This window comes from Bilophila wadsworthia ATCC 49260, from assembly GCF_000701705.1.
Taxonomy (GTDB): Bacteria; Desulfobacterota; Desulfovibrionia; order Desulfovibrionales; family Desulfovibrionaceae; genus Bilophila; species Bilophila wadsworthia.
The window spans coordinates 1-13529 of the sequence record NZ_JNJP01000051.1; the positions used below are offsets into that span (position 1 = coordinate 1).

A 13529-nucleotide genomic window follows, 5' to 3' on the forward strand; every position below is an offset into this window, starting at 1 on the left:
GAGGGGTGTGGGGAGGGGAAGGAGAAGCCCTTCTTCAGAAGGGTTCTCCTTCCCCTCCCCACGTTTTCCCCTTTATAAATTAATGCGCATCGCCCCAGTTCTCGGCGGCCCCCCAGTCGGCCTTGAGGGGCACGTCGAGGACGATCCCGCCGGGACGGACGTTTGCCATGAGCGCGGCGACGCGCTCCCCGGCCTCCTGCGCGGCGGCTTCGGGGACTTCAAGCAGCAGTTCGTCATGCACTTGGAGCAGCAGCTTGGCGTCCAGCGTGCGGAGAGTTTCGTCACCGTGGACGGCAAGCATGGCGAGCTTGATGATGTCCGCAGCGCTGCCCTGAATGAGCGTGTTGATGGCCTGACGCCGGGCGAGCGAACGCGCCTGCTGGCTTTCGGCCTGAATGTCCGGCAGGGGGCGGCGACGCCCGGCAAGCGTGGTGACATAGCCCTGTTCGCGGGCCATTTCCTCGACGTTCTCGTAGAAATGCTTGAGCCCCTGCAGCCGTTCAAAATAGCGGGCCATGAACGCCTTGGCTTCGGACAGCGGGATCTTGAGCTCTTGCGCCAGCTTCTGCGGGCCCATGCCGTAGATCAGCCCGAAGTTGATGGTCTTGGCGTTGCGGCGCTGATCCGGGGTGATCTCGGAAGGCGGGGCGTCGAAGAGGAGGCTGGCCGTGCGGGCGTGGATGTCCGCGCCTTCGCGGAAGGCCGCCAGCAGCGTCTCGTCGCGGGAAAGATGCGCCAGTACCCGCAGTTCGATCTGCGAATAGTCCGCCGAGATGAGCTTTTTGCCTTCTGGCGCGGTGAAGCAGGCGCGCATCCGGCGTCCGAGCGCTCCGCGCACCGGGATGTTCTGGAGATTCGGGTTGCTGGACGAAAGGCGGCCCGTTGCGGTGGCAAGCTGGTTGAACGTGGTCCGGATGCGTCCGTCGCCGCCCATGAGCCGGGGCAGCGGTTCCAGATAGGTCGAGCGCAGCTTTTCCAGCTTGCGGAATTCAAGGAGCGCGTCCACCACCGGATGGTGGCCGGAGAGTTTTTCCAGCACGTCCTGCGAGGTGGAAGCCTGCCCGCCGCGCGTTTTGCCGGAAACAGGGAGCTTCAGGCGGTTGAACAGCACGTCCCCGAGCTGCTGTGCGGAACGGATGTTGAACGGCCCTTGCGCCTCGCGGTAAACGTCCTCGGTGATGCGGTCCAGATCCTTCTGCACTTCTTCCAGAAAACCGGCGAGCGCTTCCGCGTCGAGCTTGACGCCCGCGCTTTCCATATCCGCAAGCACCGGGATAAGCGGCAGTTCGAGCGTCTTCATGAGCTCGACGAGGTGCGCGCCGGACAGCCGTTTGAGCAGTTGGTCGGTCATGGTGAGGGCGAGAAGGCCGGGATTGGCCGCCGAAAGCCCGAGCGCCGTGCCCCAGCGGGCGGACAGCTTGGGCCAGCCGTAGTCGCGGTCCTCCGGCTCCAGTAGGTAGCTGGCAAGCCCGAGATCGAACCATTTTTCCGGCGGGATGCGTCCCCAGTCCGCGTGCGTGTGCAGCAGCGCCTTGACGTCCGGCGCGATCACGAACTTCGCCTTGAGCAGGCGGTCCACGAGCTTGGGCGTCAGGCCGGTATAGACGATTTCCTTATCCCCGACGGCGATGGCGAGTTCGCCGTGCCCGCCGAGCACCGCCACGGGGTTGCCTTCCAGCGCGTCGAAGAAGGGATCGGAGGCGTCGCGGAGGCGCTGGCGCGGTTCGGCCTTGGGCGTGTCGAGCAGGGAAAGCTGGCGCATGGAGCCGCTTTTTCCGGAATCCACCGTTTCCGAAGCGTCGTGCTCCACGGCCACGCGTCCGTCGCGGATGAGCGTGGCGAGTTCGCGCTCAAGAGAGCTGAGCTCGAATTCGCGGAGCAGGGTGGCGGCTTCCTGCCGGTTCACCGGGCGCACGCGCATGGCGTCGAGCGTGAGGGAGGCGCAGCGGCTGGTGTCCAGCGTGGTGAGCTGGCGGTACAGGAACATGGCTTCGAGCTGGCCGTCGAATTTTTTTTGCAGGGCGGGCTTCATGGAGGCGAAGCCGTCCCGGATGGCTTCCAGCGAGGCGTACTCGTGGAACAGCTTTTCCGCCGTCTTCGGCCCCACGCCGCGGACGCCGGGGATGTTGTCGCTGGAGTCGCCGATGATCGCCTGCACGTCCGGCCATTGCGTGGGCTTGAGGCCCGTTTCTTCCTCGAAGCTCTTGAGGGTGACGATTTTTTCGTCCCTGCTGGCAGGGTCCCACATCATGACGTTGTCATGCAGGCACTGCTTGAGGTCCTTGTCGGTAGCCACGAGGATCACCGGGCGTTCCTCGCGGTAGCGCTTGGCAAGCGAGGCGAGGCAGTCGTCCGCCTCGCAGCTGTCGGAGACTTCGAGGTGCAGGCCGAGCGCCTTGATGAGCCGATGGATGGGATCGATCTGCTTGATGAGGTCTTCCGGGGTGGCGCTGCGCTGCGCCTTGTAGAGCGGGAAAAGCTCGTGCCGGAAGTTGGGGCCGTGCCCGTCGAGCACGAAGGCGAAATGCTTGGGCTGTTCCTCGCGGAGGATGCGCATGAGGATGCGGGCCACGATGAACAGCGCGCTCGTCGGGAATCCGTCCGAACGCTGCATACTCTGGTTGGCGTAGAATCCCCGGTATACGAAGGCCGATCCGTCCATAAGATAGATCGGCTCCTGCTCAAATCGCTGCTTGATGCTCATAGTTTCTCCAAGAGGGCAACCGGGGATTTTCCCCGCACCGGCTAGACTGCTCCGGCGGGATGTCCGCATCCGGCTCCTCAGAACTGATTCGCTCTCAAAATATTTTTCCGGACCCGATCCGCGCCCCCGGCCTTCACCTTCCGGAAAACCGGAAAGAGGGATTCGATAAGGCCAAAAGTCTTTGGGGAGAGGGGAGGGTTTGGGAGGGGGAGAGGCCCTTTCTCCAGAAAGGGCCTCTCCCCCTCCCAATCTCTACTCTTTCCCTTCCTTGACGACTTCCCGGATGCGGCAGACGCCGCACACCCCGGAGGATGTCGGGTAGCCGCAGACGGTGCAGGGGGCGAGGGCGTCGCCTTCCGTCCTTTCGAGCCCGGCGAAGGCGGAACGCCCGCGCTTGAGGAAGTCCACGTAGAAGGAAAGCTTGCGTCCGGGCATTTCCTCTTCAAGCTGGTTCCAGAGCCCCTTGTAGTACGTGAAGCTCGCGCCCGCGCTGTAAGGGCAGGGCGTATGATGGTGCTCGATCTCTTCGAGGAAGGCGTACGTCGCGGTTTCAAATTCGGTCAGACGCCAGAAGGGTTTTACCTTGCGGGCGAAGCCGTCTTCCCCGTCGAGGCGCGGGCCCTGATCCGACAGGTAGCCGACGTCCCAGCGGAGGGTGTTGCTGAACAGGCGGGCGATCTCGTCGTCGAGGTTGTGCCCGGTGGCAAGGGCGGTGAAGCCTTCTTCAAGCGCCGTCTTGTTGAAATAGTGCCGTTTGATCTTGCCGCAGGCGGAACAGATGGGACGCTTGAGGCGCTGCTTGACCAGCGGGATGGCAAGCCCTTCCCTGGCCATTTCCTTGACGATGAGCTTGAAGCCGTGCTTGCCGCAGAAGCGTTCGATGACCCCGCGCACGATTTCGGACGAGCCGGGGATGCCGAGGTCGATGTGCAGGCCGGTAACGTCATAGCCCTGACGCGAAAGTTCCAGCATGAGGGACAGGGAATCCTTGCCGCCGGACAGGGCGACGAGGATGCGGTCCTCGTGGGTGAACAGCTTTCCGGTTTCGATGCCGCGGGCGACCTGCGCGGAGAAGAAATCCCGGAAGCAGTTTTCACAGAATCCGGTGTTGTGGCTCGGCAGGGAAATGATGGCCGTGGCGGACTTGCAGCGTTTGCATATCATGATGAGGCGAACTCCGGGGCAGGGCGCGGTTGCGCGCTGCGGATTGGATGGCCCGGCGTGAAACCGGTTAACTGGTTTTTCTATCTGGCGTGCGAGAGCCTTGTCAAGCCGGGAAAAACGGGCGGAACACGCGGCTGCGGCATGATTTTTTTATGCGGGAGGGGTGATTGTGATCCCGATCACTGCCTTTTTTCGGTAAAGAAGGGAATGTCCGTTTACAAGATGATGTCGTTTCCCCTCAACTCTGGAGGTTTCCATGTTTTGCAATCAGTGTGAACAGACGGCGAAGGGCACGGGCTGCACGGTTATGGGCGTTTGCGGCAAGCTGGCTCCGGTGGCCGATCTTCAGGACCATGTGATCTATGCCCTGCGGCTGCTGTCCCGCACGGCGCTCAAGGCCCGCGCCAAGGGCGTGCTCGAGCAGGATACGGACGACTTTACCGTCCGCGCGCTGTTCTCCACCCTTACCAACGTGAATTTCGATCCCGCGGCCCTTGAAGAAGTGGCGCGGGAAGCCATACGCCGCCGCAAGGCGCTCGCTACGAAGCTCGGCTGTACGCCGGATACCTGTGACGCGGCTGTGGATGCCGACTGGGAAAGCATCCGGAAGGTGCAGGCCGGGACCGACCGTTTCAGCGACGACGTGAACGTCCGTTCCGCCATGCAGCTGCTCCTGTACGGGCTGAAGGGCGTAGCCGCCTATGCGGATCACGCGGCGGTCCTTGGCCAGCGTGACCCGGAACTGAACGCCTTCGTCTACGAGGCGCTCGCCGCCGGGATGCCCGACAAGGACGGCACGCCGGACAAGGCGCGCAGCCTTGAAGATTGGCTGGATCTGGTCCTGCGCTGCGGCAAGGCCAACCTGAAGGCGATGGAGCTTCTGGACGCCGGGAACACCAAGGCGTTCGGCGATCCCGTCCCCACGCAGGTTTCCCTCGGGCATCGCCAAGGCAAGGCCATCCTCGTTTCCGGGCATGATCTCGAAGACCTGTACGAACTGCTGAAGCAGACGCAGGGCACGGGCATCAACATCTACACCCACGGCGAAATGCTGCCCGCGCACGGGTATCCGGTGCTCAAGGCGTTCCCGCATTTTGTGGGGCATTACGGCACGGCGTGGCAGAACCAGCAGAAGGAACTGCCCGGTTTCCCCGGCGCGGTGCTGTTCACCACCAACTGTATCCAGAACCCCAAGGATTACGGCGGGAAGGTGTTCACCTCCGGCATCGTGGGCTGGCCGGGCCTTGTGCATATCAAGAACCGGGACTTCGCGCCGCTCATCCTCAAGGCGCTGGAACTGCCCGGATTCGCGGAAGACGCGCCGGGCAAGGAAGTGACCGTGGGCTTCGGGCGCAAGACGCTGCTGGACGCCGCCCCCGCCGTGCTTGACGCGGTGAAGTCCGGGGCCGTGCGCCACATCTTCCTCGTGGGCGGCTGCGACGGCGCGAAGCCGGGCCGCAACTACTACACCGAATTTGTGGAAAAGACCCCGCAGGATACGCTCATCCTCACGCTGGCGTGCGGCAAGTTCCGCTTCTTCGACAAGGATCTCGGCAAGATCGGGCCGTTCCCGCGCCTTTTGGACGTGGGGCAGTGCAACGATGCCTATTCCGCCGTCAAGGTGGCGCTGGCGCTGGCCGACGCGCTCAAGTGCGGCGTCAACGATCTGCCGCTCTCGCTGGTGCTGTCGTGGTATGAGCAGAAGGCCGTGGCCATCCTGCTGACCCTGCTCGCCCTCGGCGTGAAGAACATCCACCTCGGACCGAGCCTCCCGGCCTTCGTGTCCCCCGACATCCTTAATCTGCTGGTCGAAAACTGGGGCATCAAGCCCATTTCCACCCCTGACGAGGATTTGAAGGCCCTTCTGGGCTAAGTACGGGGGATGGGCTTCTTCCGCGTGCCCTGTGACGCCGCAGGGCTGCCGCGCAGGGGCTCGCCAACCCATCCGTCAACAGTCATGCAGCAAAAAGGGCGGAAGCTTTTTTGGAAGCTCCCGTCCTTTTTGCATTTGGAACCTTTGGTGCGGAAACGCTTGCGTCTGGCAAGGACTCCGGTGTATTTTTCAAGGAAATACACTGTGAAACAGGAGCGGGCATGTCAAACGAACGGTTGGAAGTGCTCGGGGGCTTGCCGCTGTTTGAGCCGTTGTCCCCGGACGAGCGGGAACGTCTCGCTGCGGGGTGCCGGATGCGCACGTTTGCGCGCGGGGCGGCCCTGTTCCGTGAGGGGGAACGCGCCGACGGTATGCACATAGTACTGCGCGGCGTCGTGAAGGTCGTCCGGTTCGCTCCCGACGGGCGGGAGATGGTGCTTCATCTTGTCCGTAAGGGAAACACGATCGGCGAGGCCGCAATGTTCCAGAAGGGGACGTTCCCCGCGTCCGCCGTGGCCGTGGACGATGTGGAAACCCTGTTCCTTCCGGCGGATGCGCTGTTCACGCTGGTGACGGAAAATCCGGAGATGGCCTTGCGGATGCTCGCGGCGCTGTCGCTTCGCCTGCGGATGTTCGCGCACAAGCTGGCGGCGCAGGGGCAGGGCGGTGCGGCCTGCCGGCTTGCCACGTATTTGCTGCACAGAAGGCAGATTGGGGGTGGGGACTGCATCCGGCTCGGGGTTTCCCGGGAAGTGCTCGCCAATCTGCTCGGACTGGCCCGTGAAACGCTTTCCCGCCAGCTGTCCCGGTTCTCCGAGGCGGGTTTGGTCGAGCTGAGGGGAAAAGACATCGTTATTCTTGACGTTCCCGCTTTGCAGGCCACTGCCGCAGAGGGAGACAGATAGGTGGAATGTTGGATACGCTCCGAGGGTTCCGGTTTGCGGAATCGCGGCGGAGGAGGGTGGGCTATGGGGATCGACGCGGACATGTTCAACAGTCCCGAATGGATGAGCGAGGCTCTTCGGATCGGCAATACGGGCCTTTGGGCCATTGAGGTCGACGAGGAAAACGGAAAGCACCGGATGACGGCCAACGAGACCATGTTGCTGTTGCTCGGTCTGGAGACGCACCCTTCACCGGAGGACTGTTTCAGGCATTGGTATGGTCGCGTGGATGAAGCCTATCGCGCCGCGGTGGACGAGTGCGTGGGAAAGATGCTCAGCACCGGACAGCGGTATGAAGTCCAGTACCCGTGGCTCCATCCCGTATGCGGGCGTATTTTTGTGCGCTGCGGCGGCAAGCTGTTGCCCGGACGCAGCAAGAACGGCTTGTTGCGCTTAAAAGGATACCATCAGGACGTCAGAGAGCTGGAGAGTATGCGGGAACGGCTGCGCGAGAATCTTTCCCGGTTCGAAACGGCCTGCCGGATCGGCCGGATAGGCGTATTCGAGTGCACGCGGGGCAGCCGGATTCTTTTTTCCGCCAACGACATTTTTTTCGAGCAGTTCGGCATCCCCGCCGACATGGTGTGTTTTTCCGCGTTCAGAGGATTATGGAGCCGCATAGCGCCGGGCTGCCGGAAGCGGGTGCTGGAAGCGCTGCGCCGATCCTCATGGAAGCCGGGGCTGTGCGAACGTTTTGAGATCGAACTGCTGGACCCGGAAAAGGGTTCGCGGTGGTTCGATTTCGAGTGTGAATTCTCGCGGGACGGCGATGCCGTCCGGGCGGTTGGCTACGTCGCCGACATCACCGAGCACAAGCAGCATGAGGCTTCCCTGCGCATGGCCGCCGAGGCAGCGGAGGCCGCCAACCGGGCCAAGTCATCCTTCCTCGCCAACATGAGCCACGAGCTGCGGACGCCCATGAACGCGATCATCGGCCTTTCCTATCTGGCCTTGAAGACGGATTTGACCACGCAGCAGTATGAATACATTTCCCGGATCAGCGAATCGAGCACGGCCTTGCTCGGCATCCTCAACGATATCCTTGATCTGACCAAGGTCGAGGCCAACAAGCTGGAATTGGCCCGCACTCCCTTTAATCTCAAGAAAGAGCTTGGTATCCTTGCCGCAGTAGTGCTTCCGGAAGCCGAGGGGAAAGGGCTTGAGTTTTCTTTGGAGATCGCCCCGGATGTGCCTTTGCTGCTTATGGGCGACGCCCTGCGCGTCCGGCAGGTCCTTCTCAATCTGTGCAACAACGCCGTGAAGTTTACCGACGAGGGGTCGGTCAGCCTGCGCGTCCGTGTGGTGGATTCCACCAACACGCGCGTGCGGCTGGAGTTTGTGGTCCGTGATTGCGGCATCGGCATCCCCGAATCGGAAATAGGGCGCATTTTCAGCCCGTTCATGCAGGTGGACGAATCCGCCACCCGCCGTTTCGGCGGCACGGGGCTCGGGCTTGCCATCAGCAAGCGGCTTGTGGAACTCATGGGCGGCACGCTGACCGTGGGGAGCCGCGTCAACAAGGGCAGTACGTTCCGGGTTGAGCTGGCCTTCCCGTTGGCTGAAGACGTTCCGCCGGGTGATGCCGGTTCGTTCTGCTCCGGGGGCAATGTTCCGGACGAGAGCCTGCCCCTTGGGGATTTGGTTGGGCAGCGGGTCCTTGTGGTGGAGGACAACGAGCTCAATCAGTATGTGATCCTCAACATGCTCGCCCGGTTTGGCGTGGAGACGTGCGTGGCGGAGAATGGGCGGGACGCCGTGGACCGCTATGCGGAAGATCAGGATTTCGACGTGATTTTGATGGATGTGCAGATGCCGGTCATGAACGGCTATGACGCCACGCGGCGCATCCGTGAGAGCGGCTTGCCCCGCTGCCGGAGCGTCCCCATCCTTGCCATGACCGCCCACGCCATGCGCGGCGACGAGGAGCGGAGTTTCGCCGCCGGGATGAACGCGCATCTCACCAAGCCCATTGATGTGCGGGAGCTTGTGTTCAGCCTGTCCCGCTGGGGAAGCGCCGCGCGGCGAAACCGCAAATAGCAAGGGAATTCCTGCGGAGTCGTCCGGAGTCCCGAGGAGAACGCCATGCGAAACGTTTTAGCCTTGTTGGGTGCCGGGCTGCTGGCGGGATGCTGCCTGATGCATTTCCATGTTCCTATTACGGAACAGACACAAGCCAACGCCCGAACCTTCGGGAGCCTCGGGCAGCGCTTGCTGCCGGAGGACACGCCTCCGGAACGGATCGCCGCGTTCCGGCAATGCCTGAGCGAAGCCTATATGGAGCACTACGGGGAAGGCGAGGCGGGCACGGCCCGGGAGCGCGAGGACGGGTATGCGCTGTTCTGGCAGACCGTCATGGCGGCGGCTCCGACATACGACCATTTGGCGACCTACGACATTCATGTGCGGGGCCGGAAACGGTACGAAGCCGATCCGCGTTCGTTTGTGGAGGCGGGCAGGGCATGGTCCCGGATCGTCTTTGAGCGGTGCGGCGCGGGCGTGTTTCCGGATGAGGACCGTTACCGTATGCTCGGCCTGTTCTCGCGTCTTCCCGCATGGTGTGACCCGCCGACGGGGGTTCCGCCGTCGCCGCGCCTTCTGGACGACATGGGGACGCCGCCCGCAGCCGGCCCGGAACTTCCATAAACAAAGCGCACGCCGTTCCTGAAAAGAAACGGTATGCGCCAATGTTCAGAAACATCGAATACCCTGAAACGACGAAGCGGTCCCGGATGTTTATCCGGAACCGCCATTGTCATCTGGTAGCAAGGGGGAGATTTGAACTCTCGACACTACGGGTATGAACCGTATGCTCTGACCAACTGAGCTACCTTGCCATAAGTGCTACCGCAGCAGCGAGGACATTTAATAAGCGAGATTGAGAAACTTGGCAAGCTTTTTTTGCAAGAAAATTTCGAAAGCGGTAACCTATGGATTTCTTTCTTTCAAATTTTGGGCAAAGGAGCCGCTTGGGGTGGCGCACCCGGATACGGGCTGCATTTATGCTTCCGTAGCCCTTGAAGAAGGCGGGGAAGCGGGTCCCTCAGGCGATGGCGCATAGCCAATAGGCCCATGTCACGCCGATCATGGTGATGGTCCTCAGGAGCTGATTGTAAAAGATGAGCTTGAAGGCCAGGCCGGGGCTGTAGTACCCGGCATAGGCCGGGAACTGGTGACGGACGGTCCGCATGGGGGTGGAGAGGATGTTGCCGACGAGCAGGGCGATGATGACTTCCGGGGGGGTGAGCCCGCCCATATGCAGGGCGGAACCCGCGGCGGACAGGGAGGCGCCGATTTCGGCGGCGAGGCTCAGGAGCACGATGCCGAGCGCCTCGGGCCGGATGAACCCGAGCCACGGGGTATGGTCGGAAAGCCACGCCTCGGCGGTGCGGAACAGACCGTAGTGCTGCATCAGGTACATGGCGACGTACACGGGGATGGTGAACATGACGAGCTTGGGCAGGCGGCGGCGGAACCGTTTCCATGCCTTGAGCGCGGCGCTCTTGAGGGTGACTTTTTCCTGAGGCAGCCGGCACTCGATACAGTTCTCGCCATGAAGGGGCGGCAGGAGGAAATGCCCGAGGCCCACCGTGAACAGGGTCCGCAGCGCGGCCGCCGCGAGGGTCAGCCCCGTATAGATAAGGGCGGGAGCGCCGAGCACGGGCCAGAGCATGAACAGCATGGTCGGCAGATGGACCATGTAGGCGGGCAGGCTGTTGAACAGGTTGGCGAGCACGAGCTCGCGCAGGCTGATTTCGCCTTTGGCGTGGCTGTCGGACAGCAGGGCGTTGGCGGCGGCTGGGGAGAAGAAGGCCATGGAAAAGGACGCCCCGGCGGCTTCGCGCAGCCGGGCGAGCCGCACCAGCGGCGCGGAAAGGCGGGCGAGAGGCTGTGTCCAGCGCAGCGCTTCAACGATATTGGCGATGAGCAGGCCAATGCACATGGCGAACAAAAGCCGGGTGAGCGGGCGGCCCAGCGTCAGCCAGAACGGCATCAGATCGGAAGGTATCATGAGGGTCGGATACCATGCTTTCCGGGGCGAGGCCAGTGTGTATTCTTCCGTCTCCCGGCATTGTGTGAAGGCGGGAATTCGTGTAGATTAAGGCTTGCTCGAAGAGCGCCCCCTTAACCCTTGTAACTCTCGGATTGTCTCGCAAGGAGGTTCCCATGCTGATTCGTGAGTGGATGACCAAGGACGTCATCACCGTGACCCCTGACACATCCATGCTGAAAGCGTCGAAGTTGATGAAGGATCATAATATCCGGCGTCTTCCCGTCCTTGACGGGAAGCATGTGGTAGGCATCGTTTCCGACAGGGACATCCGGGCCGCCTCTCCTTCCAAGGCGACGACGCTCGATATGCACGAGCTGTATTATCTCCTTTCCGAAGTGAAGGTGAAAGACATCATGACCAGCGATCCGGTCACGGTCTATGACACCGACGCCGTGGACGCCGCCGCCCTGCTCATGGAAAACAAGGGCATCGGCGGCCTGCCCGTGGTCGATGGTTCCGGGGAACTCGTAGGGATCATCACCGATCATGATATCTTCAGAGTGCTGGTGGACTTCTGCGGGGCGAGCAAGGGCGGCCTTCAGCTTGCCTTCATGCTTCCCGACAAGCCCGGTGTGCTGACCCCGATTTTCGAGGCCATCAGCCAGAACGGCGGCAACGTCCTTTCCGTGCTCACCTCGCGCGGCAAGACGCAGGAAGGGACCAGCCACGTCTATATCCGTCTCCATGCGATGGACTCCGAAAAGGAAAAGGCCCTCATCGAAAACATGAAGAAAGCCATGCCTCTAGAATACTGGATGGATGACGAGTTCCACTGCAACAGGAACTGCTGATTGTTTTGATTACGGCACAAAAAAGAGGGGCTTCCGTGGAAGCCCCTCTTTTTTGTGCGGGCATGGGGCGGCTTCACCGCATCAGAGTATTCGCTGTTCAGGCGGCGGGGTGGCGGTTGTCCGAGGCCCTCGCCGTCTCGCGGTGGTATGCTATTTCCCCCAAAATAGCCTCATGTGGCGTCATTGCCGTATTGCGATGGCGATTATGCGGAAGAGGCTCCGGTTATGCGGGAAGGGACGGGAGGAAATCCCCGGTCGTCCGTACGTCGGCGAAAGCCCCGTGCAGGGCCGCCATGAATGCTTCGTGTACTGTTGCGGCGGGGATGGTTTTCCCGTTCCATGACAGATCCCGCGTGGCGCAGGCGTCATGCAGGAGCGTGATGTCGTAGCCGTGGTTTCGGGCGGCCCGTACGCTCGTGTCGATGCACATGTGGCTCATCATTCCGCAGACGACGAGTTTCCGTATGCCCGCCCGGCTGAGGGCGTCGTGGAGATCCGTTTGGAAAAAAGCGTCCGGCGCGTGTTTGATGATGACGGGTTCGCCGTCCAGCGGCTTGACCGCGCCGTGTATCTCGGAACCGGGCGTATCCGGCAGGAAGAAGGCCGCGCCGGGACGGGTGTTGATATGCCGGACGTGGAAAACGGGCCTGTGTTGTTCGCGGAAACGCCCCAGCGCCAGCCGGGCCTGTGCGGCGGCCTCGTCCGCGTGGGACAGTTCCCAAGCGCCGCCGGGGAAATAGTCGTTCTGGATGTCGATCAAGAGAAGTGCCGTATTCATGCCGTACCTCCGGGTGTTGTGCCCACGATAGCGGCATGTGGCGGAAAGTACAGTAGTTACTTTTTTGTGGGTATGCCCTCGGCGGCAGGGATGATGCCCTTGCGCTCCAAAATGCCGGCCCGCCCGCTCTCCAGCATGTATTCCACGCCGATATCCTGCATGATCCGCACGGCCTGCAACAGCTTTTCCCCTCGCTCTGTGAGGAAGTAGGTCACGCGCAACGGGTATCCGTCCGGTTCGATCTTGCCGATCAGCCCGAACGCCCTGAGTTCCCCCAGATGTTGCAACAGCATTTTCTGCGTGATGCCTTCAATGCCGCGTTCCAGTTCCGCCAGCCCCATGCCGCCGTTCCGCAGCTGGAACACGATGATCGTTTTCCACTTGCCTCTCATGATGTCGTGGACGATTTCCAGAGGACAGGTGCAGGCCGTACGGATTTTCATGGTTCGTCCGTTGGAGAATATGTGCGGTTTCTGCGCGGTGCCCCGTGGATGACTGCGCCGCAGGGTATCCGCGTGCCGGAATGTGCCGTGCCTGCGCGGAGCCCCGATGGCAGGGGGCGTGCGCACGCCCCGCCGTCGGGGAAGGCCGGGCCGCCTATTTCCTCAGCCCGAGCTCCTCGTCGATTTCCGCCATCGCCCCGATGGCGAGGGTGAGGAAGTCGCCGAGTTCAAGCCCCAGCTCCGAGCACTGCCGGATACAGTCACGGTTGACGCTGGCGGCAAACGCTTTATCCTTCATTTTTTTCTTGAGGCTGGAGGCCTGCATACCTTCCATACCCGTGGGGCGCACGAGCGCCGCCGTGACCACAAGCCCGGTCACGGTTTCCCCGCAGCGCAGGGCGTAGTCGAAGGCGGAGGAGGGAGCCACGCCGGTCATCTCGCCGTTGTGGGCGCGGATGGCGTGCAGGGCTTCTTCGGGCAGGCGGTCGCCGATGCGTTCGGCTCCGACGAGGCCGTGTTTGGCGGGGTCCTCATGGGTGAGGGGATAGTCGAGATCGTGCAGCAGCCCGGTCAGGCCCCAGACTTCCTCGTCCTCGCCCAAATGCCGGGCAAGGGCGCGCATGACCGCTTCCGAGGCCAGCGCGTGCTGGATGAGATGTTTTTCGGGGCCGAGTTCGTTCAAAAGGGCCAAAGCCTGTTCGCGGTCGAGCATGACGCCTCCGTGGGTTGGTGAGGGAACAAGGAACCTGTTGCATACCGTAGCGCGGCTTCAAAATCCAGC

Annotated in this window: 11 protein-coding genes and 1 tRNA gene; 5 read left to right on the forward strand and 7 right to left on the reverse strand. The window is 62.3% G+C overall.

What is annotated here, in order from left to right:
• Positions 1-79: 79 nt before the first annotated feature.
• Entirely contained in the window at positions 80-2704 is a 2625-nt protein-coding gene (gene polA / locus T370_RS0115040) for a DNA polymerase I (RefSeq protein ID WP_029436204.1), read from the reverse strand.
• A gap of 252 nt (positions 2705-2956) precedes the next feature.
• Positions 2957-3868: a PP-loop family protein gene (locus tag T370_RS0115045; RefSeq protein WP_029436205.1), complete on the reverse strand. Its 912-nt coding sequence runs from the start codon at positions 3866-3868 to the stop codon at positions 2957-2959.
• A 256-nt stretch (positions 3869-4124) separates the two neighbouring features.
• Between T370_RS0115045 and hcp the strand changes: the two genes are divergently transcribed.
• The 4 genes from hcp to T370_RS0115065 all read left to right on the forward strand — a co-directional run bounded on the left by hcp (position 4125) and on the right by T370_RS0115065 (position 9328).
• A complete protein-coding gene (hcp, locus tag T370_RS0115050; protein WP_029436206.1) occupies positions 4125-5741 on the forward strand; it encodes a hydroxylamine reductase in 1617 nt (538 codons plus the stop codon).
• Between the two features lie 221 nt (positions 5742-5962).
• Positions 5963-6646, forward strand: coding sequence for a Crp/Fnr family transcriptional regulator (locus tag T370_RS0115055; RefSeq protein ID WP_005025359.1), 684 nt, complete (start codon positions 5963-5965; stop codon positions 6644-6646).
• 63 nt (positions 6647-6709) lie between these two features.
• Positions 6710-8722, forward strand: coding sequence for a PAS domain-containing hybrid sensor histidine kinase/response regulator (locus T370_RS0115060; protein WP_029436207.1), 2013 nt, complete (start codon positions 6710-6712; stop codon positions 8720-8722).
• A gap of 45 nt (positions 8723-8767) precedes the next feature.
• Positions 8768-9328 (forward strand): hypothetical protein, encoded by a 561-nt coding sequence (locus T370_RS0115065; protein WP_029436208.1) that lies wholly within the window; start codon positions 8768-8770, stop codon positions 9326-9328.
• 114 nt (positions 9329-9442) lie between these two features.
• Here the strand turns inward: T370_RS0115065 and T370_RS0115070 are convergent.
• A tRNA-Met gene (locus T370_RS0115070) sits at positions 9443-9519 on the reverse strand.
• A gap of 206 nt (positions 9520-9725) precedes the next feature.
• Positions 9726-10694 carry a hypothetical protein gene (locus tag T370_RS0115075; protein WP_005025365.1) on the reverse strand — a complete coding sequence of 323 codons (969 nt, stop codon included), beginning with the start codon at positions 10692-10694 and terminating at the stop codon, positions 9726-9728.
• A gap of 155 nt (positions 10695-10849) precedes the next feature.
• Here T370_RS0115075 and T370_RS0115080 point away from each other — a divergent pair, with 155 nt between their 5' ends.
• Positions 10850-11527, forward strand: coding sequence for a CBS and ACT domain-containing protein (locus tag T370_RS0115080; RefSeq protein WP_005025366.1), 678 nt, complete (start codon positions 10850-10852; stop codon positions 11525-11527).
• A 223-nt stretch (positions 11528-11750) separates the two neighbouring features.
• On the opposite strand, the gene T370_RS0115085 is transcribed toward T370_RS0115080, so the two are convergent.
• The 3 genes from T370_RS0115085 to T370_RS0115095 all read right to left on the reverse strand — a co-directional run bounded on the left by T370_RS0115085 (position 11751) and on the right by T370_RS0115095 (position 13460).
• Positions 11751-12305 carry a cysteine hydrolase family protein gene (locus T370_RS0115085; RefSeq protein WP_029436209.1) on the reverse strand — a complete coding sequence of 185 codons (555 nt, stop codon included), beginning with the start codon at positions 12303-12305 and terminating at the stop codon, positions 11751-11753.
• 56 nt (positions 12306-12361) lie between these two features.
• Positions 12362-12748 carry a winged helix-turn-helix transcriptional regulator gene (locus T370_RS0115090; protein ID WP_029436210.1) on the reverse strand — a complete coding sequence of 129 codons (387 nt, stop codon included), beginning with the start codon at positions 12746-12748 and terminating at the stop codon, positions 12362-12364.
• A gap of 154 nt (positions 12749-12902) precedes the next feature.
• The gene (locus tag T370_RS0115095; RefSeq protein WP_005025374.1) at positions 12903-13460 is read right to left on the reverse strand and encodes an HDIG domain-containing metalloprotein; all 558 of its coding nucleotides are present in this window, start codon (positions 13458-13460) and stop codon (positions 12903-12905) included.
• Between the last annotated feature and the right edge of the window lie 69 nt (positions 13461-13529).